This window comes from Chthonomonas sp. (genome assembly GCA_016788425.1).
In the GTDB taxonomy this organism is placed as follows: domain Bacteria; phylum Armatimonadota; class Fimbriimonadia; order Fimbriimonadales; family Fimbriimonadaceae; genus JAEURQ01.
This window is the reverse complement of record JAEURQ010000003.1, coordinates 221,505-244,166: the sequence shown is the minus strand read 5'-3', so window position 1 is coordinate 244,166 and position 22,662 is coordinate 221,505. Positions and strand designations below refer to the sequence as shown.

General features: G+C 61.8%; 19 protein-coding genes. 11 read left to right on the top strand and 8 right to left on the bottom strand.

Features of this window, described 5'->3' with window-relative positions:
* Nucleotides 1–133 precede the first annotated feature (133 nt).
* Complete coding sequence (locus tag JNJ45_08440; protein ID MBL8048696.1) at nucleotides 134–823, top strand: PEP-CTERM sorting domain-containing protein; 690 nt, start codon at nucleotides 134–136, stop codon at nucleotides 821–823.
* Nucleotides 824–875: 52 nt separating this feature from the next.
* Here the strand turns inward: JNJ45_08440 and JNJ45_08435 are convergent, their stop codons facing one another.
* Nucleotides 876–1,136, bottom strand: coding sequence for a hypothetical protein (locus JNJ45_08435; GenBank protein ID MBL8048695.1), 261 nt, complete (start codon nucleotides 1,134–1,136; stop codon nucleotides 876–878).
* 1 nt (nucleotide 1,137) lies between these two features.
* Nucleotides 1,138–2,109, bottom strand: coding sequence for a Gfo/Idh/MocA family oxidoreductase (locus JNJ45_08430; protein ID MBL8048694.1), 972 nt, complete (start codon nucleotides 2,107–2,109; stop codon nucleotides 1,138–1,140).
* A 70-nt stretch (nucleotides 2,110–2,179) separates the two neighbouring features.
* Here JNJ45_08430 and JNJ45_08425 point away from each other — a divergent pair, with 70 nt between their 5' ends.
* From JNJ45_08425 to JNJ45_08395, 7 genes are all read left to right on the top strand, one after another.
* On the top strand, nucleotides 2,180–4,384 hold the full coding sequence (locus JNJ45_08425) for a hypothetical protein (GenBank protein ID MBL8048693.1): 2,205 nt from the start codon (nucleotides 2,180–2,182) through the stop codon (nucleotides 4,382–4,384).
* Nucleotides 4,385–5,110, top strand: a complete 726-nt coding sequence (locus JNJ45_08420) for a DUF554 domain-containing protein (GenBank protein MBL8048692.1) — start codon at nucleotides 4,385–4,387, stop codon at nucleotides 5,108–5,110.
* Between the two features lie 7 nt (nucleotides 5,111–5,117).
* A complete protein-coding gene (locus JNJ45_08415; GenBank protein ID MBL8048691.1) occupies nucleotides 5,118–6,179 on the top strand; it encodes a bifunctional phosphoglucose/phosphomannose isomerase in 1,062 nt (353 codons plus the stop codon).
* Complete coding sequence (dut, locus tag JNJ45_08410; protein ID MBL8048690.1) at nucleotides 6,179–6,610, top strand: dUTP diphosphatase; 432 nt, start codon at nucleotides 6,179–6,181, stop codon at nucleotides 6,608–6,610. Before JNJ45_08415 ends, dut begins: the two co-directional genes overlap by 1 nt.
* Nucleotides 6,611–6,613: 3 nt before the next feature.
* Nucleotides 6,614–7,495, top strand: coding sequence for a tetratricopeptide repeat protein (locus JNJ45_08405; GenBank protein MBL8048689.1), 882 nt, complete (start codon nucleotides 6,614–6,616; stop codon nucleotides 7,493–7,495).
* A gap of 91 nt (nucleotides 7,496–7,586) precedes the next feature.
* On the top strand, nucleotides 7,587–9,887 hold the full coding sequence (locus JNJ45_08400) for a hypothetical protein (GenBank protein MBL8048688.1): 2,301 nt from the start codon (nucleotides 7,587–7,589) through the stop codon (nucleotides 9,885–9,887).
* Between the two features lie 38 nt (nucleotides 9,888–9,925).
* Nucleotides 9,926–11,011, top strand: coding sequence for a hypothetical protein (locus tag JNJ45_08395; GenBank protein ID MBL8048687.1), 1,086 nt, complete (start codon nucleotides 9,926–9,928; stop codon nucleotides 11,009–11,011).
* Here the strand turns inward: JNJ45_08395 and JNJ45_08390 are convergent.
* Nucleotides 11,003–11,854 carry a polyprenyl synthetase family protein gene (locus tag JNJ45_08390; protein MBL8048686.1) on the bottom strand — a complete coding sequence of 284 codons (852 nt, stop codon included), beginning with the start codon at nucleotides 11,852–11,854 and terminating at the stop codon, nucleotides 11,003–11,005. The two genes, JNJ45_08395 and JNJ45_08390, sit on opposite strands and share 9 nt — an antisense overlap.
* A 35-nt stretch (nucleotides 11,855–11,889) precedes the next feature.
* Between JNJ45_08390 and JNJ45_08385 the strand changes: the two genes are divergently transcribed.
* From JNJ45_08385 to JNJ45_08375, 3 genes are all read left to right on the top strand, one after another.
* A complete protein-coding gene (locus JNJ45_08385) occupies nucleotides 11,890–13,161 on the top strand; it encodes a DUF1015 domain-containing protein (protein MBL8048685.1) in 1,272 nt (423 codons plus the stop codon).
* A 28-nt stretch (nucleotides 13,162–13,189) separates the two neighbouring features.
* On the top strand, nucleotides 13,190–13,996 hold the full coding sequence (locus JNJ45_08380) for a hypothetical protein (GenBank protein MBL8048684.1): 807 nt from the start codon (nucleotides 13,190–13,192) through the stop codon (nucleotides 13,994–13,996).
* A 233-nt stretch (nucleotides 13,997–14,229) separates the two neighbouring features.
* Nucleotides 14,230–16,149: a GAF domain-containing protein gene (locus tag JNJ45_08375; protein MBL8048683.1), complete on the top strand. Its 1,920-nt coding sequence runs from the start codon at nucleotides 14,230–14,232 to the stop codon at nucleotides 16,147–16,149.
* On the opposite strand, the gene JNJ45_08370 is transcribed toward JNJ45_08375, so the two are convergent.
* Genes JNJ45_08370 through JNJ45_08350 form a run of 5 tightly spaced genes read right to left on the bottom strand, consistent with a single transcriptional unit; the run spans nucleotide 16,146 to nucleotide 22,630 of the window.
* Nucleotides 16,146–17,087 (bottom strand): Gfo/Idh/MocA family oxidoreductase, encoded by a 942-nt coding sequence (locus JNJ45_08370; GenBank protein ID MBL8048682.1) that lies wholly within the window; start codon nucleotides 17,085–17,087, stop codon nucleotides 16,146–16,148. The two genes, JNJ45_08375 and JNJ45_08370, sit on opposite strands and share 4 nt — an antisense overlap.
* A 10-nt stretch (nucleotides 17,088–17,097) precedes the next feature.
* Nucleotides 17,098–18,039: a 1-phosphofructokinase gene (gene pfkB, locus JNJ45_08365; GenBank protein MBL8048681.1), complete on the bottom strand. Its 942-nt coding sequence runs from the start codon at nucleotides 18,037–18,039 to the stop codon at nucleotides 17,098–17,100.
* 4 nt (nucleotides 18,040–18,043) lie between these two features.
* Entirely contained in the window at nucleotides 18,044–20,488 is a 2,445-nt protein-coding gene (locus tag JNJ45_08360) for a prolyl oligopeptidase family serine peptidase (GenBank protein ID MBL8048680.1), read from the bottom strand.
* Nucleotides 20,489–20,497: 9 nt separating this feature from the next.
* Nucleotides 20,498–21,559, bottom strand: a complete 1,062-nt coding sequence (locus JNJ45_08355; protein ID MBL8048679.1) for a hypothetical protein — start codon at nucleotides 21,557–21,559, stop codon at nucleotides 20,498–20,500.
* 6 nt (nucleotides 21,560–21,565) lie between these two features.
* Complete coding sequence (locus JNJ45_08350) at nucleotides 21,566–22,630, bottom strand: hypothetical protein (GenBank protein MBL8048678.1); 1,065 nt, start codon at nucleotides 22,628–22,630, stop codon at nucleotides 21,566–21,568.
* Nucleotides 22,631–22,662: the final 32 nt, after the last annotated feature.

Here is a 22,662-nt window from a genome sequence, read left to right as displayed (position 1 = left end):
GTAATTTTGCTAGTTTCTCGTTCAAATGTTGCTCCGATTCGAAAGGTACTGTACAATAGATGAGAATGTTCTGAGAATACGTATTCTCGGCATCCAATCAGGCTTGTCCTGATCGACTTTAAAGGAGCAACAAATGAAAAAGTTAGCACTCATGATCGGCATCGTCGCCGCATCGAATGCGTTCGCCGTTACCTATAACGACGCCGTTGGCGATGTCAACATGCCGGGTGGATATTTCGCCAACCAAGACATCACTTCCGTTGATGTAACCCACACGATCGGGACGATCACGTTCCGCATTAACCTCAACGCCGACATCGTGGCGACCAATTGGGGCAAGTACGGCCTCATGATCGACAGCATGCCGGGTGGCGACGTCACCACGGGCAACCCCTGGGCCCGTGCTGTCAGCATGCCCAGCGGCATGGATTTCTGGGTAGGTAGCTGGGTTGACCAAGCCCCGACCGGATTCAACCAACTGTTTGCCTACAGCGGCGGCAGCTGGGGCCCGGCGCAGCAATCGGCCAACGTAATTCCCGTCAACAACGCCGTGCAATACACCTACACGTGGGCTCAACTTGGCCTGACGTGGGGCAGCACGTTCTGCTTCGACGCCTGGTCGTCGGGCGGTAACGGCGGCGACGCCGCTTGGGACCTCCTGAGCAAGTCGGTTGTCAACGACAGCAACAACGACGGTCAAACCTTCTGGACCGAAGCCACCGAATCGAACAGCCAACTGCGCTACACGATTCCCGTGCCCGAGCCCGGTTCGTTCCTGGCTCTTGGCCTCGGCGCGCTCGCTCTGCTTCGCCGCAAAAAGTAAGCTTACGTTGCTTATGCTCGAGGGGCGCCCACATTGGGCGCCTTTCTTGTTTTTAGTCGGCGCGCAGTTGGGCGAGGAGCGGCTCCATCCAATCGGCGTGGCGGTTGGCGTGGACGCTCGCCCAAAACTCCTCAGTGCGCGGCCACCATGTGAGCTCCAGCGTGCCCGAACTACCCGCCTTGCGAAGGTGCCAGTGCGTGCATCCGGGGAGCGTAACCAGGCTCGATTCCAGCACAACCAACTCGTGCTGCGCCGCAAAATCGCGAACCCAAGCGACCGGGTCGCTCGGCATGGGCAGGTCAATCCGCTCCAACCTAGCCAATCCCCGCGGCGAGTCGCAACCGTTCCAAAATCGAGGCTTGCGCGACGCTGTCCTTCCACGACATAAACGGTGCTTGCTTGCGGGCTAGTAGCTGGTCAACCACCACGCTTTGGTTCCCCCAAAGGTGCGGCACGGCCTTAACCGAAATCGGCTCGGGCTCCTTGCCGTTCAGCTGCACAAACAGCGGACCGTTACAGAACCACGGCGAGGTGATGTGGATGCGTCCAAGCTCGCCGAAAATCGTGGCCCAGTTGTTCATTTGCACGTGCATGCCGCACTGAAACGTCGTGCGGAAACCGGTTGGGAAGATCAGCTCGCCGGTGCCGTAGGCGTCGTACTTGCTGTGGCCGTCGGCGCTGGTCGCGAGTTCCGCTGAGTAGCTGGCCTGATTCGGCTCGCAGCCCGCCACAAACCGGGCCAGGCTAATCGGGTAGCAGCCGACATCCATGAGCGCGCCGCCGCCCACACTCCCGTCAAATCGAAACGCGTCGGCTGCGCGCTGGCTGGTATAGCCGAATTCGGCGTGCATCGTCTTGGGTTGACCGATCACGCCATTTTGCAAGAGCTCGTGGACCGTGAGAGTCTGCGGGTGCACCCGGTACATAAACGCCTCCATAAAGAAAACGCCGGCCTTCTCCACGGCTTCGATGCACTGCACCGCTTCGTCGCGGGTCAGCACAAACGGCTTTTCGCAGAGAATGTGCTTGCCGGCCTCGGCGGCGCGGATCGTCCACTCGGCGTGCATGTGGTGCGGCAACGAGATGTAGACCGCCTCAACCGCCGGGTCATCCAGCACCGCCGCGTAGTCGCCCATCGCCCGACCACCAAACTCCGAGCAAAAGTGCTCCGCCCGAGCTAAGTCACGCGAGCCGACCGCGACCAACTCGCCGCTCCGACAGAGCGGCAGTCCCTCGGCGAACTTCTTGGCGATCGCGCCGGTACCCAAAATCCCCCATTTCAACATCCCGTTGTCAGTGTAGCGGTTTTGCGCAAGTCGCGGGCGAACCTAAGCAAGCATGCGATAACCTGCGAGGATGCTTGCAACATTGGCTGCCGCGGCATTTCTTTCCGGACAAACGATCCCTCGCCCCGAACACCCTCGCCCGGACATGTTTCGCGACGAGTGGTTGACCCTGAACGGCGTGTGGGAGTTTGCCGAATCGAACGAGGCCACTCAACCGGGCAAGTTCCCGGACAAAATCGTGGTGCCGTTTTGCCGCGAAAGCGAGCTCTCGGGGCTGGGCCGCAAGGGCCTCGTCAAGAACGTGTGGTACCGACGCCAGTTTGAGGTGCCGAAGGGGTGGAAGTCGCCACGCGTGCGGTTCCATGTCGGCGCTTGCGACTACCTGACGACGGTCTTCGTGAACGGCAAGGAAGTCGGCCAGCATCAGGGTGGCTCGGCCAGCTTCGCGTTCGACATCACCAAGTACCTTACTCCGGGCTCAAACACAGTGATGATTCACGCGTTTGACGATACGGCGAGCGGGCTCCAACCAACGGGCAAGCAGTCGCATCGCGAGGAAAGTTGGGGCATCATGTACACCCGCACGACGGGCATTTGGCAGAGCGTGTGGCTGGAAGGCGTGGGCGCGACCTACCTCAAGAATCTGATGGTCGATCCCGAGCCGGATCATGACCAGTTTCGGTTCCGCGCGGAAATCGATGGCGAGACAGCGGGCACCAAGGTCCGCGTGACGGTGCGCGATAAGAGTCAAACCGTGGCCGCCGAAACCATCGGCGACTGGCGCAACGGCGTGGTGACGGTCAAGCTCAAGAAACCGACGTTGTGGTCGGTCAAGAATCCGCACCTGTACGATGTCACCGTGCAAGTGCTCCGCGACGGCAAGGTCGTGGACGAAGTCGCCAGCCAAGCCGGTTTGCGCAAGATTTCGATCCGGGGACGGCAGGTGCTGCTGAACGGCGAGCCGGTGTTCCAGCGACTCGTGCTCGACCAAGGCTTCTACCCAGACGGCATCTGGACAGCGCCAAGCGACGCCGCCCTCAAGGGCGATATCGAGCTCGCGCAGGCGGCGGGGTTCAACGGCGCGAGGCTTCACCAAAAGGTGTTCGAGCCGCGATTCCTTTACTGGGCCGATCGCATGGGTTACCTATGCTGGGGTGAATCGCCGAACTACGGAATGAACCACGCGAACCGCGGCGTTGACCTGCCGTTCCTGGATGAATGGAATTCGATTGTCTTGCGCGACCGGAATCACCCGTCGGTGATCGGCTGGTGCCCGTTCAACGAGACCGATTCGGGCGCGATTCCGTTGCAAAACGCGACGGTTCGCCTCACGCGGCAACTCGACCCGAGTCGGCCCGTGATCGAAACGTCGGGCTACACGCACGGCCTCGCCGACGCGGAGATTCGCGATGCCCACGACTACGATCAGAACCCGGTGAGCTTCTTCGCCCGCTGGAACCCCGAATCGAGCCCGCTACCGGCGCGCTATCACAGTCGCGACTGGACATGGGACATTCCGTTTATGGTCAGCGAATACGGCGGCATCGGGTGGGACACGGCGCTCGGCTGGGGTTACGGCGAAAACCCGAAGACGCTAGAGGAATTTTATACGCGGCTTGACGGCCTGACCGGGGCGTTGCTCGCGAACCCGAGGATGTTTGGCTATGTCTACACGCAGCTCACGGACGTGGAGCAGGAGCGCAACGGCATCTATGCCTACGACCGCAAACCCAAGTTCGACATGGCGAAGATCCGCGCGATTTTTGGCGCGGAAGCGGCCTTCGAAAAGGGTGGCAAGCAAGCGGTTCGCGTCGAGCCCAAGTGGAAAGTCCTCGTGGGGTCGGCTCGCGATAAGGACGCGCAGCCATGGCGCATGACAGAGACTCGGCCGCCGACCTCGTGGAATCAGGTCAGCTTCAACGAGGTTGGCTGGAAGACGGCGGCGGGCGCGTTCGGCAAGAAGGATGGCTTTGAGAAGGATGTCAAGACGCCATGGACCACTTCGGACATTTGGCTCCGCCAGGAGTTCACGGTGGATTCGGTTGACTTCAAACGTGCGATGCTCGCCCTGCACTACGACAACACGACCAACATCTACTTGAATCGGGTGCTCATTTGGGGCTCGAATCAGGGCGCCTGGAACGACGGATACGCGCCGTTTGACGTGACCGAGCGCGTGCGCCTGGCGCTGAAACCTGGCCGCAACGTGCTCGCCGTACACTGCCATCAGGAAACGGGCGGCCAGTTTATTGACCTCGCGCTGTTGATGGAATAGATGCAGACCCGCTTCCTCGGCACGATCCTGAACACGGTGGCGGTGATCGTCGGCTCGCTCATCGGGCTCGCCTTCGCCAACGTGCTACCGGCATCGTGGCAGTCAGTCGCGCTTACGGGCCTCGGCTTGGTCACGTTCATTTTGGGCGTCAAGATGGCGTTGCAAAGCCGCAACATGCTCATCGTGGCCGGGAGCATTGCCGTCGGCGGAATCCTCGGCGCGGCGCTCGGAATCTCGCCGGCTCTAGCTTCACTTGCCGAGCAGGTGCGGCATTCGGTGGGTGGCGGCGGGCGGTTCACCGAGGGTCTCCTGACCACCACCTTGCTCTACTGCGTGGGCCCGATGACGATCATGGGTTGCCTGCAAGACGGCCTCGAAGGCAAGATTGACATCTTGGCGATGAAGTCACTGCTCGACGGCATCGCCTCCGTTTTCTTTGCCGCCGCGTTGGGCGTGGGCGTGCTTGTCAGCGCGGTCGCCGTCTTCATCGTCCAAGGCGCACTCACGCTCCTGGCCAAGCGGCTGAGCAAGCTTGCCGACAACGAGGAGGCGATGGCCGAACTCACCGGAGTGGGCGGCGCGCTCCTGCTGTGCATCGGGCTCGGACTCGCCGAGATCAAGCACATTCCGACCGAGACCTACCTGCCCGCGCTGATTCTGGCCCCGGTGGCGGTGATCATCGGCCAGCGGTGGGGGAATCGCCAAGCCCAGAATCGGCCAAACTAGGGACGGAATGCATCAGCTGGACCAACTTGATTTTGTCACCCGACTTGACCCCAAGGGAATGCTCGACCTTTTCTCGAAATTTCCCGATCAGTGCGCCGAAGCGCTGAGCATTGCCCAAGCCTCGCCGCTGCCCAAGTGGTCGGCCAAACCCGACAACGTGATCGTCGCCGGTATGGGCGGGTCCGCCGCGGGCGGTGATTTCGTGAAGGCGCTGTTTGATGCCGACGGCTCGATCCCGATGGTCGTCAGCCGCGACTACACATTGCCCAATTGGGTCGGCCCCGGCACGTTGATGTTCGCCACGAGCTACTCCGGCAACACCGAGGAAACCCTTTCGGCCTACGCGCAAGCCAAGAAGGCGGGCGCGAACATCATCGTCGTGACCGGCGGCGGCAAACTCGCCGACCTCGCGGCGGCCGACGGCTTCCCGCTCATTCGCATTCCCGGCGGCCAGCCGCCTCGCACCGCGCTTGGGCTCCTGTTGCTCCCGGTTGTGGTTGCCTGCGAGCAGCTCGGCCTCATCCCGTCGCAAAACTACGACCAACTGATTCAAGCGCTCCGCGATCGGGTCAGCGAGTGGGGCATGGACGTGCCGTTTGAACGCAACGAGGCGAAGCAACTGGCGCAAAATCTGTTCGGCAAGCTCGCCGTGGTGTACGGACTCGGCAACTGGCAAGGGCTCGTGGCCTTCCGCTGGAAGAGCCAAATCAACGAGAACGCGAAGGACATGACGTTCCACCACACCTTCCCCGAGCTGAATCACAACGAGATCCTGGGCTGGGTGAATTGCCAAAACCAGGGCGTGAAGCAGTGGGTCCTCATCACGATCGAAGACGGCACCGAATCGGCCAAGATTCGCCGCCGCCGCGAGGTCAGCGTCGAGCTGCTCAAGGATCGCATCGAGCTGTATCCGGTGGTCGCCAAGGGCGCGACTCTGCTGGAGAAAATGATCGGGGTGGCGATGCTCAGCGACTTCGTCTCCACGTATCTCGCCTCGCTCAACGGCGTTGATCCGGAGGACATTACATGGCTGAACTACTTGAAGGCCGAGCTCGCGAAGGTCAACTAATGGCCCCCCGCGTGCGAGTCGTCGCGACGTCCGATGCCGTGATCCCCGCTTACGAAACGAGCGGCGCGGCGGGCGTTGATTTGCGCACAACCGCAAAAATTAGACTCGAACCCGGGGAACGTACGCTCGCCCCAACCGGTCTAAAAATGCAAATTCCGGCGGGATATGAGGGCCAAATCCGTCCGCGTTCGGGTCTCGCGCTGAAGCGCGGGCTGAGCATGGTGAATTCGCCCGGGACAATCGACAGCGATTATCGCGGCGAAATTGGGATCATCCTGATTAACCACGGTCAGGAAACGATCGAGTTGGAAGCGGGCGAGCGCATTGCACAAATGGTGTTTTGCCCCGTGACGCAGGTGGAATTTGAGGCCGTTGAGAGCCTGGATGAAACCTCACGCGGCGCCGGCGGGTTTGGTAGTACTGGGAGCTAAGAGATGGATTCGGCAGAGATCTCGAAAGTGTTAGCGGAAGCAAACGTCGCGCGGATGCGCGGCGAGCTGGCCCGCGCGCAAGATTTGTTGCGGCAAGTTCTGGCCGCGCAAGCGGACGAGCCCGACGCATTGCTGATGCTCGGGGAGGTTTATGCCGACCAAGGTGAGCTCGACAAAGCCCTGCCCTATTTAGACCAAGCCGCGACTGCACGACCGCACGTGCGCCAGATTCAAGAGAAGCGCGACGCCCTCAAGAAGCGCATTGCCGACCGCGAGGTCGCGAATGTCGTCTCGCAACTCGGATTGCCGACCACCAAAAGCCGCGCCAAAGTGTGGGCGATCGGCTCGGCCGCATTTGTATTCGCGGTGTGCCTCCTCTCGTTTTTCCTGGGGCGAATGATGGACCGCGGCCAGAAAGAAGTGAGCGTGCCGATTACGCTGACGCCGGTTCAGCAGGCGAAATCCGCGCCGCCGGTGACCCAGGAGCCCGAGCCCCAAACCGACCCCGTGACGCCGACCAAGCGCGATAACGGCGTGACGATCATTGATTTCCGTCCCGACGAGGACAAGCAGTTGCTAAGCTCGCTGAAGAGCTCGATGACGGAGCCGGAATCGCTCACCGAGGCGCGTCGCGACAACCGCACGGGCCACATCCAAATCACCTTGCGCGATGCCAACAACGCCGATCATAAGGCGATGGCCGGCACCGCCGCCGCCGCCGTGTTGCGGGCGATGACGGATTGCCCGATGGTGTCCGTGCGAGTCGAGGTCGGCAGCAAGCTGACCTACGAGGCCGACATGGCGCGCGCCGACTGGGAAGCGCTGACCGCGCCGGACGCAGTCCCCTCCTCGGCGTTGAAGAACGAGTGGATGAGTCAATCCTAGTAATTGCACCAGAACTTCATATTTTCAGGTTCGCGAACCCTGCTTTGGGGACCCTAGTAATTCTTCATTTCGCGCACAATAGACGGGTTCTATGTTCTACAACAAGGCCCCGCATCCGGCGAATTTCGCGTTTCTCGACAAGCTAGTTCAGGGCCAGGGCCAGATTGGGGCGACCCGCGTGAACGTGGCGATCGAGGAGTTTGGGCCGGACACGTTCCGCCTGACCGCCGCCCGGAACGACGACTCGGCAGAGAAGAATCTCGTGCCGCTGGTCGCAGCGGGTGGCTCTTCGCAGCATCAAGTTTCGCTGACAGTGGACGCGAGCGGCCATCTGGAACTGAAGGCCGGCAAGACGAGCTTGCTCAAAAGCGTGCCGGGCAAGGGCTTTGGCGTTTGCGCGGCGGCGAGCATTTTCTGCTTCGAATATCACAAGTCCGACCAGTATTTTGGCCTCGGCGAAAAGGCGTTCGACCGGCTCGAAGTCTCGCAGATGCGGACCAAGTTTTGGAACACCGACGCGCTCGGCGACTTCCCCTACGGGCAGTGGAAAGAAGGCCCCGCTGACCCCTATTACGTGTCGATTCCGTACGTGATTCTGCGGCGCGGCGACCACTGGATCGGCCTGCTGCTGCACAATCCGTGCGCCGCCTTTATTGACACCGGCAGCGATCCTTCGTTCTTCGGCAATCAAGACGAGAACCGCATGCTGACGCTCGGGGCCGAGGAAGGGCTCCCGCTGCTGTACGTTCTCGTGGCCAAATCGCTCGCCGAACTCACGGCCCGATTCAACGTGATGTGCGGCCTGCCAACCCGCCCGCCGCTTTGGGCGATGGGCTATCACCAATGCCGCTGGGGATACGACGGCGAGGCCGACCTGCTTCGCATTGACGAAAAGTTGGCCGCGAACAAGATTCCGAACCACGGGATTTGGCTGGACATTGACTACATGGACGGCTACCGGGTGTTCACCTATAGCAAAAAGGAGTTTCCGCGCGGCGTTGCCAGCACCTTGGCCAAGCTCGCTCCGAACAAGCGCGTGGTGTGCCCCATTATCGACCCCGGCGTGAAGGACGACCCCAATTACGAGGTCTTTAAGAGCGGCGTGAAGGCCGACATTTTCTGCAAAACCCCCGAGGGCGGCATGTATCGCGGGTTCGTTTGGCCCGGTCTCACGGTGTATCCCGACTTTTCGATGCCCGAAGGCCGCGCCTGGTGGGCCGAGTACGCCGCGCAGTTTCTGCGCGATGGCTGGGCTGGCGCATGGCTCGACATGAACGACCCGAGCACAGGCGCGATTGACCCCAGCGCGATGCTGTTCCGCCGCGGCACCGAGTCGCATTTGACGTTCCGCAACCAGTATGCGCTCGGCATGCAAATGGCCACCCGCGACGGATTTTTGCAAGCCGCGCCCGAGCAACGGCCCTTCCTGCTCTCGCGATCCGGCTACGTGGGCACCAGCGGATTCTCCGCCATTTGGACCGGCGACAACGTCTCCACGCGGTACTACTTGCGGGCGCACATTCCGCAAACGTTGAACCTCGGCATGAGCGGCATCCCGTTCTGCGGCAACGACATCGGCGGATTCGCCAACGATACCCAGGAAAAATTGATGTTGGACTGGGTGCGCGGCTACTTCTTGCTGCCGTTCTTCCGCATCCACTCCATGCACGCCAACCGCCCGCAAGAGCCGTGGACCTTCTCGGCCACCGGCATGCGCGAGATTCGGCGCTACATTCGTCTGCGCTACCGCCTGCTGCCCTACCTTTACAACCTGATGGTGGATTACACCGAGACCGGCCACCCCCTGTGGCGACCGGTGCAGTATCACCACGAGGCGCGGCAGGTTCGCAGCGACGTGTTTCTCGTCGGCGAAGACGTGTTTCAAGCGCCGTTTTTGGAGGAAGACAAGGGTCGCGACACGGTGCTCCCGGGTCGCCGCGAGTGGTTTGACGCACGCACCGGGGCGTGGACCAAGCCGGGTCGCGTTGACCTCAAGCGCGCGGCCGGCGAGTCGCCGCTTTGGTTCCGAGATGGCGCGATTGTGCCGACTCTGCCGAACGTGGTGGACGAGAACACTTGCGACCTGCGCGAGCAGGAACTGCACTTCTTTAGCCACCGCAAGGGCGGCGAGGCCCTGGTGCGCGCCGATGACGGCGTGACGATGAGCTACGGCTCCGGCGCGGAAACGGTGGTGCGCGTGCAGATGTCGCGGCGTGGCGACACGCTGAGCATCTCGACCGAAGTGGTCTCTTGCGGTCATGGCGAACTGAGCCTCACGGGGGTGGTCTACTCGGCGGACTCGGTGTTCGTCAACGGCCGCAAAGCCCGCCTTAGCAAAACCGAGGTGGAGTGGACCGGCGGCAAAATCGCGGCTTGGCGATTTAAGATCTGAGCCGGAACGATTTGCCGAGCGAAACTGTCTTGTTCCTCATGAAGGTTGCGATCGTCGCGTTGGGGCTCGCGTTGAGCATGCCCGTAGTTGCATGCGTAAACGACGTGGACACGAGAAATCTGACTCTGGACGAGAGATCGCCGGCAGCAATCGCCATCGAAGATTTTCCTCGGATGCCAGATTCCTATTACGAGGCTCGGATCAAGCGCCTTGTGCAGCTGAGCCCCCGGCTTGACTTGGCCGAGTACGACGACCTCAGCGTGGCTTACGATCGGATCGGTGATTCGGCTAAGGCTTTGGAGACGGCGTTAGCCCGCGAGCAAGCGTGGTCGACGGGCATCAAGCAGGACTATTCCCGTCTCAAGGACGAAATTGGTGGTCTTCAGCCAGAAACGTATCTGCGGTATTCCGGTTTAGCAAACCGCGGCACGTTTCGTATCCACCTTTGGTTTCAGCGAGGCAAGCCAAAGGATATCAGCCTCTTAACCACAGGCTTAGCCGAACTCAAGCAGGCCGTCAAGATTAACCCAAACGCGCATGCTGGCCGCGAGTGGGCCCAGATTGGAGTGGTAGAGGCCGTGATTCAGATGGCTAAGGGACAGCGGCCAAACTTTGACTTCGGACGTAATGCGGCGGAAACCGCACGCGGGCTACTGGGCCTCGCTGAGCTCGGCAACGCGTGGACGAACCCGGACATCTTTGCCCTCGCCAATATGTACGCGTGGAAAGCTGATGATAAGGACTTGGCGTCGCTCACCTACCTGCGATATCGCGAGCTGACACGATATGATAACAAAGCCACATTCGGATTAACCGTTAAGTCCGCCGAAACCATTCGTCCTCACCGGTTTACGCTGGCGCGCCACACAGCTGACAGGCGTCACGAGCAATTGGTTGAGTTCGTCGAAGGCAGAATAAAGGCCGGATTTGATCCTGATGACGAGAAATTTTGGGATGGGTACAAGCGGCCTGAACCTATAGTGGTTGCGTTCCGAGATGATTCCACGTGGGCTCAGATACGCCAGTTCTGGTCCACATGGAGATTGATCATCGTTCCGGTTTCGATTCCGATCTTCATATACATTCTGGTGAAGCTTTTGAGAAAGCGTCACCAGCTAGCTTAACCGCGCACACGCATACTCGGCGAGGTCGGCGAGGAGCGGGGTGGGGGTGGGCAGGCCCGCCAGGAACCCGATCGCCTCATCCCGCGCGGAAAGCGCCATGCGGCGGCTCTCCTCCAGCCCAAACAGCGCCGGATACGTCATCTTGCCGAGTTCGCGATCCGAGCCGGCGGCCTTGCCCAACACTTCGGCCGAACTCGTTTCGTTGAGCACGTCGTCGGCGATTTGAAACGCCAACCCCAAGGCCAAACCGTACGAGCGAAGTTGGCCGACGTGACCGGGCGCACCGCCCCCGCAGATCGCGCCGATGGCGCAGGCCGCACCGAACAAGGCTCCCGTTTTTTGCGCATGGATCGCCTGCAGCGTGGCGGCGTTGGCGGGCGCGCCTTCGCTGAGAATGTCGCGAGCCTCGCCCAGCACAAGTTCGCCACTGGCGCGGGCGAGTTCCGCCACGGCTAGGGTCCCACTCGGCGCGATTACGGCAAAGGCTCTGGCAAACAGCCCGTCGCCGGCCAAAATCGCCATCGCCTCGCCGTACACCTTGTGGCAGGTCGGGCGACCGCGGCGCAAATCGTCGTTGTCAATCGCCGGCAAATCGTCGTGAATCAGCGAAAAGCAGTGGACCATCTCCACCGCGCAACCGGCATCCAAGGCGGCCTCAGCGACCCCGCCCACTGCCGCACTGGAAGCCATGGCCAGCACGGGGCGGAGCCGCTTACCGGGCGCCAGCAAGCTGTAAGCCATCGCTTCTTCCACCGCCAAGGCGTCCGGGCCGGTTGCAATCAGCTCGGCCAGACGAGGCTCCACGAGCGCAATCAGCGCCCGAGTTTCGGGGGTGGGCTCCACGGTGTCAGTCTACTTGGGGTCGGTAAACTCCGCGCATGGCAGTTCTTCGACCCTTTCGCGGTCTACGATATTCGGCGTCCGCTGGTTCCATGCAGACTCTCGTCGCGCCGCCCTACGACGTGCTGAGCCCGGCCGATCGCGACGAACTTTACGCGTCTAACGCGAACAATGTGGTGGGTCTGACCCTGCCCGAACAGAATGCTGATGACCGCAGCAAGTATGTGAAGTACGCCCGCAGCGCGGCCCGATTGGAGCAGTGGCGTCGCGAGGGATTGCTCGAGCTCGAACCCAAGCCGGCCTACTATCGCTATCTACAAACCTTCACCATTCCCGGCTCCGACGAGCCGCTGGAGCGCATGAGTCTGATCTCCACCATCAAGGTTGAGCCTTACGAAAAGGGCGTGGTGCTGCCGCACGAGCAGACCTTCCCCAAGCATAAGGAAGACCGGCTGCGGATTCTCGAAGCCACGCGCGCGCATCTCGAATGCATCTACGGCCTCATCGAAGATGCCGACCAGGCGTTTTTCAAGCTCGTCATGGCCGCGGCGGGTGAGCGAGTGGCCGATGTGACCACCCCGGATGGCGTGCGCCATATCGTGGAGGTCATCACCGACGAGGCCGCGATCGGCCAGATCAGCGAGCTGGTCGCGCCGAAAAAAGTCTGGATCGCCGACGGGCACCACCGCTACGAGACGGCAGTCACGTTCCGCGGCATGCAGCCGGCCAGCGATGCGCTGATTGCCGAAGACCTCATGATGATGGCGATCAGTAGCATCAGCGATCCAGGGCTGGTGCTGCTTCCCACGCACCGCATGCTGAAGCGTTGTCCGCTGAGCCAAGAGGCCATGCTCGCCAAGCTCAGCGAACATTTCACCTCCACGCCGATGGCGAACGCCGACATTCCGGCCGCACTTGACGCGCACACCAACGCCGGCGAATGCGTGTTTGGCGTGGCGCTCCCCGGTGGACAAGGCTACTTGTTCACCGCCCCGCGACCGGAAAGCAGCGGAAGCGACGCCGAACGGCGGCTCGCCGGGCTAGACGTCACCGTGCTGCACGACCTCATTTTCGGCGAATGCCTGGGGCTAACCGGGCACGACTTTTTCGACTACACGCGCGACCCCCAAGAAGCGCTGGATGCCGTGGAACAGGGCTCACCCGCCAGCTTCCTGATGAATCCGCCGAGCGTGGACGACATGCAGGTAATTGCGCAGGGGGGCGAGAAAATGCCGCAGAAAAGTACGTTTTACTACCCGAAAATCCTGAGCGGACTAGTCCTTTGGTCCCTCAACGACTTCGAAAAGTAAGGCACACTAGGTACCGGACGCGGCGCGTATGGAGATACTTTTAACCGGCACAGGAGCATCGGAAGGAATTCCGTCCCTGTACGCCGATAGCCGTGTCTCGCAGTATGCACACCAGCATGGCGGCAAAGACCGCCGGTCGCGCGCGTCGGCGCTGGTCGATGGCTTTCTCAAAATCGACATGGGTCCGGACACGCTGGGCCAGGTTGGCGCGCTCGGGCTGAATCCCCGGGAATGGGGCGCGGTGCTCTACACGCACAGCCACGACGACCACTTTGCCGCGAGCGAACTGCAGTACAGCCTGTATCCGTTTACGAGCCTGCACGAGTGTCCGTACTCAATCTATGGCAACCAGGTGGTGCTCGATGCGATTCACCTGAAGTACCCCGAGTGGCCATTCGACTTGCATCTCACAGAGAGTTTTCGCGCGTTCCAAGTGGCGGAGTACACGGTCACGCCGATCCATGCGATGCACAAGCTGGACGAGGACGCACAGAACCTGATCATCAGCGACGGCCACTCCACGCTGCTCTACGCGACCGACACCGGTTTGTGGGATGAGACCACGTGGGAGTTTCTGCGGGACTTTCGACTCGATGCGCTGGTCATCGAGTGCACGGAGGGCCTCAACAAGACGTCATATTACGGACACCTCGCCCTTTCGGAGTGTGTGGATCAGGTTCAACGGCTACGCAAAGCGGGCATTCTCCGCGCGGATGGCCCGGTTGCGACCACACATATTAGTCATTTTGGCGATTTGACCCACGCCGAATTAGCGAATCAACTCGCTCCGCATAATATTCTTGCGGGTTATGACGGAATGTCCTTTACGTTCTAAGTAGGCCACAAGTCCCGAATAGTTGCGGGGCTCGGAACCGCGGATTGGCACAAATCTTCCTACTACTGTCACTGGCTCCAACGAGAGCCTTTGACCAAGCAAGCACAAGACGACAAGACATTTCCTGGACTTCCAGGCCCCGCCAGAGAACTGGCGGGGACATTTTTTTGTGCGACCCCAAATTCGCTCCTACAGAACCCGGTTCGGCGCGCCGAAACTTCAAGTGGATTCTCATGGTTGAGTGCATCGTTCGTTTGATATGGGCCACGGGCATTTTGGTTGCCTCGTTTTGGCAAGGAACCCCGCCGCTGGAATGGGGTTGGCGCTTGGCGCTGGCTTTGGCGAGCTACGCGGGCATTGCCTATTGGCTGCAAACCCGCGGCAAAATGAACCAAGGCTTCGCTGGCCTGGTCGCCGTGATGGATTCCGCCGTCATCGCCGTACTGCTCGGCCTCAGCGGCTCGCTGGAATACTACAGTTTCTTTGTGCTCGCGCCGTGTGCATTTGCCGCGGCGAAGCACGGAGCGAACGCCGCCGCCATGGCTCCGCTCGCCACCTCGTTTTTGCTCGTCGCGGCGAATCTCGCGCCGGGTCCGGTCAACCAAACCTTAGTGCTGGTGCAGGCGCTGGGCATTCTCGCCGTCGGCTTGCTACTCAACATGGGTCAAGTGGTCGTCACCGTTGAGGAGCGGATCGAGATTCCGGTCCCCGCGGCGATGGCTCCGAGCAACACGGACGAACCCGACCGCAAGTTCTTGCTGCTCCGCGAAAACTACCGCGAGCTGCGCGAGCAAACCCTCAAGCTAGAGCGCACCGCCAAACGTGACTCGCTGGTGGCGAGTCTTGTGACCGTGCTGCAAGAGCAGGGCGACGCGATGCTCAGCCGGCTTGCCGCCAAGCTCCGCGAGCTCACGGCTTGCGAAGGCGTGGTGGTTTACACTCCGGCCAGCATGGCCGATAGCCTGGTGGCGCGGGTCACCTCGGGCGAGGTGCCCAAGAACCTCGATATCCGCGCGGTGGAAATCAGCGGCGTGCATAACGACAGCCTGCTGAAGCGCCGCATTGACAACCTTTTTCAAACTCTCCGCGAGGAGGATCGCTCGGCGCAGCGCGCCGGGTATGTGGTGCTTCGCGATCAAGGTCAGGTGTTGGCTGTGGTTGCCTTGGTGGACCGCGACGCCGAGACCGTGCACGACGCGGTCGGCCTGCTAGAGCGCCTCACGACGCCGCTGGTGGCGGTGTTGCGCCAGGAGCGCGACCAAACCTCGCAAGAGCGTCGCTTGCGACAAGCTGAGCTCCTGTACGCCGTAAGCTCGGTGGCGGCCGGAGCCGAAACTCCGACCAACCTCGCCGCCCGCGTGGTGCGCGACATTTGGGAATCGGTGCCACTCGACCACCTTTCAACGATTATTTTGGACGGCGAGAACGTGATTACCGCCGCTCGCCAAGGCAGCACGGGCACGATTGTGGACGAGCTGATGTTCCCCGAGGGCCGCGGCATCGCCGGTTGGCTCGCCTCGGGCGCACCCGAAGTGGTGATTTTTGACACCGGCGAGGATGTGCGGGTGGACCGCACCGAAGCGTTGCGCCGACGGATCGGCAGCTTCTTGATGATGCCCATGCTCTTCGGCATGAAGCCTTACGGCTGCGTGATCGCCGCGACTCACCAAGCAGGCGGCCTCGACACCACCGAGATTGACTACCTGCGCACCGTGACCGCCGAAATGACGCAAGCCATGGCGCGCCTGGAAGAAGTCGAGCCGGGTCCCAACGGCATCATGACGCCGGCCGAATTTATGCGCTCGGTGGAAGGCTTGCAGGGCAGTTTTGTGCTGATCGAGCCGTTGAAGCGCGAGGAACTGGAGCAAGAATTCGGTCGCCCCGCCATCGAAATGATGATGCGCAACCTCACGCGCCGCATCCGTCAACGTCTGCCGATCAACGCGCAAATGTGTCGTCGCGCCGAAGGCGACTTCATCGTGTTCGTCAGCGGCGTCTCGGAAGAATTCTGCCGTAGCTGGGCCAACGACGCGATCACACACGCTTCGATGATGGGTCTGACGACGCCCGATGGGCGCCGCAAGATTCCCGTCGCCATGCGCGCAAAGGTGAGCTCGGCGAGCCGATTCGCTGAAACCGGTTTGGCCGCTTAGTCGAAGTCGGTGGCGCTGGCCATTTCGAGCACGCGCACAACCTCAACCGCACTCCGCCCGTCCGCGCGCGGAGTTGCGCCCGTTTGACAGCACTCGACAAAGTGCTGCATCTCGAGCTTGAGCGGCTCGCTGCTGCCCGAGAACACGACTTCCTCGCCGTCGTTCACGTTTTGGAGGTCGTCGCCAATGCTCTTCCGGTGCAGCGTCACGGTTTGATCTTGCTCCTGGTACACGAGCATGCCCTTGCTGCCGATCACCACTGTGCGGCGGCGTAAAGTCGGCCATAGCCAACTGCAGTGAAGGTGGGTTTGCACGCCGCTGGGGAAGTCAACGTGCAGGTAAAAGTCGTCTTCGATATCGGGCGTGAGGTACGCCAATCCGCTGGCCGTAACGCCCAGCGGGCGCTCGCCCACGAGGTACTGGGCGACCGCGACATCGTGCACGCCGAGACTCCACAGCACGTTTTCGACCTTGCGGGCACGACCGAGGTTCAGCCGTTCCTGGTGGATGCTCACGAGGTCGCCGATGGCGCCACTCTGAATCTGGTCGCGCAGAAACTGAACCGCCGGTTGGAAAAGTAGCAAGTGCCCGACCATGAGGGTGCGATTTTGGCGTTCGGCCAAGTCGCAGAGGCCCTCGGCTTCGCGGCTGGCGAGCGTGATCGGCTTTTCAACGAAGCAGTGTTTGCCGCGCTCCAGGGCTTCGGCGGCGACATCAAAGTGGAACTGAGCGGGTGTTGCCACGGCCACCGCGTCGAGTTCAACTTCGTCGTAGGCTTCGGCGGGATCGCTGAAGACGGGCAGGTTTGGATAGGTTTGGGCGATTTGCTCGCGCAGGCTCGGACTGACCTCCACCACGCAGGCCAAATGGCCGAGTTCCGCCAATGTGCGGACGATGTTTTTGCCCCAGGCTCCGGCCCCAATCGCCGCAATTCTCATGGCTGTAAGGCTACCCGGCGGCTTCGACCTGCGCCCGGGCGAGCAGCTCTTCAATTACCGCTCGGCGACCGATTTGCGTGCCGTCGGTAGTGGCGGTGGCGGCTCCGGCCGCCAACCCCCAGCGGAGCGCTTCTTCTGGGGCCGCGCCCTTAACCAGCTGGGCCAAAAACCCGCCAAGGAATGAATCGCCCGCTCCAATCGTGCTCTTGGCATCTACCTCGGGCGAACGGCCCAACCAAACGCCGTGCGCGGTGGCCAGCACCGCCCCCTGATGCCCCCGCGAGACAACCACCATGCCGCCGGTATTCACATTTTCGAGCAGGTCCTTCGCGGCGCGGATTGCGTCCGCGTCGGTGTTGATTTCGTAGCCAACCAAGCGGGCGGCTTCCTTGGCGTTTGGCTTGAGGAGGTCGGGCCGAACCCGAAGCGCGTGACGCATCGGTTCACCGTCGGCGTCCACGAGCACCTTGGCGCCCGCGCCGCGCGCGCATTCCAGAAGCTCTTCGTACGCATCCACCGCGACCATGGGCGGCAGCGACCCACCCATGGCAACCCACCCCGCGCCCTTGGCGAGTTCACAAACCTTGCCGCACAGGGTACGCCAGTCGTCGCCGGAAATTGCTTCGCCCTGCGAGTTCAGAGTCGTGGGCGGGGTTTCGATATCGATGCTCTCGACGTTGAAATTGCGCCGGGTTTCGCCGGCAATCGGCACGCATTCATCACGGACGCCCTGCTCGGTGAGCACGCGGCGCACGAAGTCGCCGGGCGATCCGCCAAGAAATCCGGTCGCCACGGACTCGACGCCGAGTTCGGCGGTGATCCGCGAGAGATTGATGCCCTTGCCGCCGGCGTCCACCTCTTGCCGCACCACGCGATTGGTGTCCCCGACCAGTAGCGACCGCACGAACAGCGTGTAATCCAGGCTCGGGTTGAGCGTGATTGTCAGAACCATAACCCTATTTTGATGCGACCGGCGCGATGAGGTTGTCCCACAGGAACTCGCGCGCTCGCCGCCGAGCGTAGGGGTGGCCGATCGCGCCGTGCCCCACATTCGGCAGCACAATCAGGTCAAAGTCTTTGTTCGCTCGCACCAGCGCGTCCACCACTTGCCAGGTGCTGGCCGGGTCAACGTTCGTATCGTTTTCGCCGAGAAGCAACATCAGCTTGCCCTGCAGTTTCGGCGCGAGGGTCGCGCACGATTGCGCCGCGTAGTGCGGCCCAACGGGGTAGCCCATCCACTGCTCGTTCCACCACATCTTGTCCACGCGGTTGTCGTAGCAACCGCAGTCGGCGATCGCGACTTTGTAGAAGTCGCCGTGCAGCAGCAGCGCGTGCAGAGCGTTTTGGCCGCCCGCCGAGGTGCCGTAGATTCCCACCCGAGTCAGGTCCATTTGGGGCACCCGCTTAGCTACGTCGCGCATCCACGCGATGCGGTCCGGGAAGCCCGCGTCGGCGATGTTTTTATAGCAGACATCGTGGAACGCCTTGCCGCGGTTGTTGGTGCCCATGGCATCGATGCGCACCACAATGAACCCCATTTCGGCGATTTGCTGGCCGCCCGAATTCACGTGAAAATCCTTGGGGACGTGGTTGCCGTGGGGTCCGGCGTAGATGTCTTCCACGACTGGGTACTTCTTGTTGGGGTCGAAATTTGTGGGTCGGTAGATCAGCCCCCAGATGTCGGTTTTGCCATCGCGACCCTTGGCGGAAAACACCTCCGGCAGGCGGAAGCCCGACCGCATGAGGTCCACACCCGTGGCTTGAACCACCTTGCTTAACAGCCGACCGGTGCGCAGATTGCGGAGCTCGTAGCGAGGAAGCTGGCCGGGCGAGGTGATGCGGGCGAGCGCAAATTTTCCTTCGGGCGAGGGCCAAATGCGCTGATTGCCCGGTCCCTCGGTCAGCGGAGTGACCACCGCCGTATCGAGGTTTACGCGGTACGACTGCAGATTCGTCGGATCGTCACCGGGGACGTTGCCCGAAGCCTGAAACCAGAGTTCCCGCTCATCTTCATCCACGCGTTCCACGCTGCGCACGACCCACGAACCTTGGGTGAGGGGCCGCTTGACCTTGCCGGTCGCGAGGTCCACCAAATACAGGTGCGCCCAGCCGGTGCGCTCGCTCATCCAAATGGCTTCACTCCGGTTGTTGAGGACTCGGAAGAAGGTCTTGTTGGTCCAGTCGATGAATGTCGGACTGGTGTCTTCGAACAGCGTTCGCGCTTGGTTCGTGCGCGCGTCGTATTCCACCAGACGCATCACCTGGTGGCCGCGCTGGTTGTAGCGGAAAACCAGACGATTCGCGTCGAGCCACTGGTGATTGTCGAGGTCCCACGCATTGGGATAGAGCGTTTTCGGCACGGCTCTCAGGCCCTCGCCGTTGCGCCACACCACCACCTCGGGGTTGGCCAGCTTGTCGCCTGGCTTGAGATATTGCCGCGATTCGAGCTTGGGATGAATCTCGCCGGGCGGGCTTGTGCGCACGATGTTGAGCGGTCGCTGCGCATCTTGATCGGAGCATTCAAAGGCGGCGGATTGCGAATCGAGCGACCAATGCACCGGACCGCGGTAGCGGGTGTCCGCCGCGTGGGGGTGCGTGAGCTCGGTTTCTTGCTTGGTTTCCACCTCAATGAGGAACGCCTTTTCGCCGCGGAACACGATGCGACGCCGACCATCTGGCGAAAGCGCAGGGTCGCGCGGACGCGGTTTTGGCGCCGGAGGAACCACCTTGCCATCGAGGTAGGCGATGCCACCGGGCTCGGGCTTGTAGACCGCGAGGGCTCGGCCCTCCTTGTTGGTGATCACCCAGAAGTGGCCTTCGTAAGTGCCGCAACTCCAACGCTCCCCCGGGGCCAACACCTTGTACTGACGCTTCTCGCCGCCCTCGTCCAGCCAATTGCAGGTGAGAGGCTCTTGCGAGTTGTTGACGAAGACGATTTCCACGCGGGGACCGGCACCCTCGCTGGTCATGACATCGGCTGGCGAGAAGGCGCGCAAGCCGGTGAAGTCCGTGTCGGCGGCGTTGGAGACCTGGCTTGACGTGCGATCAATTCGGCGCGGCGGATTGCTGTCCACCAGCCAAGATTTGCCGTCGGTTGAGAGCTTGAGCCGGGCGAACGGGAGGCTGCCGCCCAGTTCCTTGCTCACTTTGGCGTGGTCGAAAGCGGGTTTGCGATCGCCCTTATCATTGATCACCCAGAACTGCTTGGTGCCGCCCAGGATGTCTTCCCGGAACCAGAATTCTTGGTCGCCGGGCGTCCAGCCGTAGGTCAGGTTTTCGTTGAGAACCTTGTTGGCGACCCGCGCGCCGTAACTGTCGGCGCGCTTAAGAGCCTCGCCGCGCTCGGAGGCGAAAGTCGATGAAACCAGCAGGGCCAGGCAAACGAAAATGGCGGCGCGCATGCGCCAACTTTACCGCTTAACCGTCACGACGCCGCCGTACCCTTCCTGCCCCATGATCGTGATGTGGATCGGCAGAAACTCCTTGATCACCCAGGCCATGGTTGTTAACCGTTTGGTTACGGCGCTGGTCGAATAGGTGGTCGGCTCCTCGCAGAGCGCGGCGATAAGCAGCGCCTGATCGGCCAGGTAGGGGTCAAGCGTGGCGTCGGTATCTAACCAATTGGTTAACGCAGAAATCGCCGATTGGCAGACGGTTTCCATCTTGACTCCGCGCTGGCCGGTGGCTTGGCCAGTACCGAGGCCGCGTTCAAACTCCACCCATGTGGTGACGTGCACGCCGGGGCTTCGCGAGTTGACCTTTTGTGCGGAGATTTCGGCCCGAATGCCGAGCGACTGAAAATGCCCGTGGAGCGCCTCCAATCCGCGATCGATGCTGGACGCCTGAATCTCGCTGTGCGCGATGATCGCCCCGGCCCCCACTAGCGGCCCGCGCGAATCCCACCGGATGCCGCGAAAGGCGCTGGGTTCCACTTCCAGCCCGACCTCGCCATAGTTGGCGTAGCCGAAGCCTGCCATTTCGAGCTGCGGGAACGCGACCACGCCTTGCTGGCGATGCAGATGCAGCGTCACATGCTCAAAGGCGTCGTAGGTGAGCGTGGAGGGGTTGTACGTCTCGCCTTCGAGGATGACCTTGCTCATGCCGCCGCCGCGCGCCAGGGCCGGCAAGAGCCCTTGCAGGATAATCAGCGCGTTGCCCGGCACCGAACCCTTTTCGTGGTCGCCCACGCTCGCGCGCAGGTGAACCGGGTGGATGTCGCGGCGCGGCGCGAAGGTGAGGTCGTTGCTTCGGAGCTCGGCCCCGCTCAGTTCGGCGTCGCAGGTTTTGGCCAGAAGCTCGGTAAAGGTGAGGTCCTCGCTGCTCAGTCCCGGCCGGCGGGTGGCGCCGCGAATGTTGTGCACCCGCACGCTTTGGCGGGTCATCGCCGACATAAGCAACGCCGTGCGCAGGAGGGCCCCCGCGCCCTCGCCGTAGGATCCGTTGAGGATGGTGGGGGTGGGTGCGGTGGCCATGGCGAACTAGACCTTGAGCGTGAAGAACAGCCACTCAATGACCTTGAGCAGATAGGCAATCGCCACGACGAAGATGACCACGAGCAGGACTTCCTTAAACCCTTCGGCCATGAGGATGTTGTCCCCGCCCGGTTTATCCTTCAGCAGCACGCGGTCGGCCACGCTCTGGGTGCCTTGAATCAGGTTGTAGATGCCCGACTTTAGCGGCTCGCGGAACACAGCGTAGATGGCCCCCATTCCGACCAGGGTCGCGGGAAGCGCGATCTTGTACTTATGTCGTTGGCGCTCGTTGTAGATCACGCAGTTGCGGCAGCGCTCGGCCTTTTGGTTGGGCGTGAGCTTGCTGTTGACGGGAATGTACTTCTGCGCGGCGACCACGTCGCGCGGAATCGCGCCGCCCTTCATGGCGTTGGCGATGACGCTTTCTTCGCACATGCAGCCGACTCGTTCCTTCCAGCACGTGGTTTTCGCGTGGAAAATCGGGCAGAGATCGCGGACGAACTTACGGCAGTAGGGTAGCTGCCAGCACTTGCCAAGGAGCACGTTTTGGGTCTCCTTCTCCTCTTTGATGCCCTTGCCATATTTGAGCGTGTCGCCCTTGGCTCCGAGCGTGCTGCGCATTTGCACGCGCTGCATGATCTCGATGACCACCGCCACGACCGCAACCGCCCCGATCGCGACCCCCGCAATGGGCAACGCGTTTGCCGAGGCGAGCGCCACCTTATTCTGCGTCGCGCCTCCGGCCATGGCCAGCAGGCTAGGGGCGGCGTACAAGGCTCCGGCAACGATGAGCATCACGACGCCAAGAATTTCTTCGCCCCAGAATTGATAAGCCGAACCCAGCGCGAGACAAATGGAAGCGGGTGTGAGAATCTTTTGGAAGAGCGCGACGTTTTGCATCTGCGCGGCCGTGGCGTCGTTTGCTCCCGCGAAGTGGAAGTAGTAGTACACCAACATCGCCACCGAGATGAGTGTGCCCAGCGCCCCCAGCACAAACACGGTGCGCCCGGCACTATCGAGGAAAGCCTGGACGGTATCTTCCGCGGCCCGGGAGCGGTGATTCTTTTTCATTTCTCTTCAGTTAAAACGGTTTGACGGTCCGA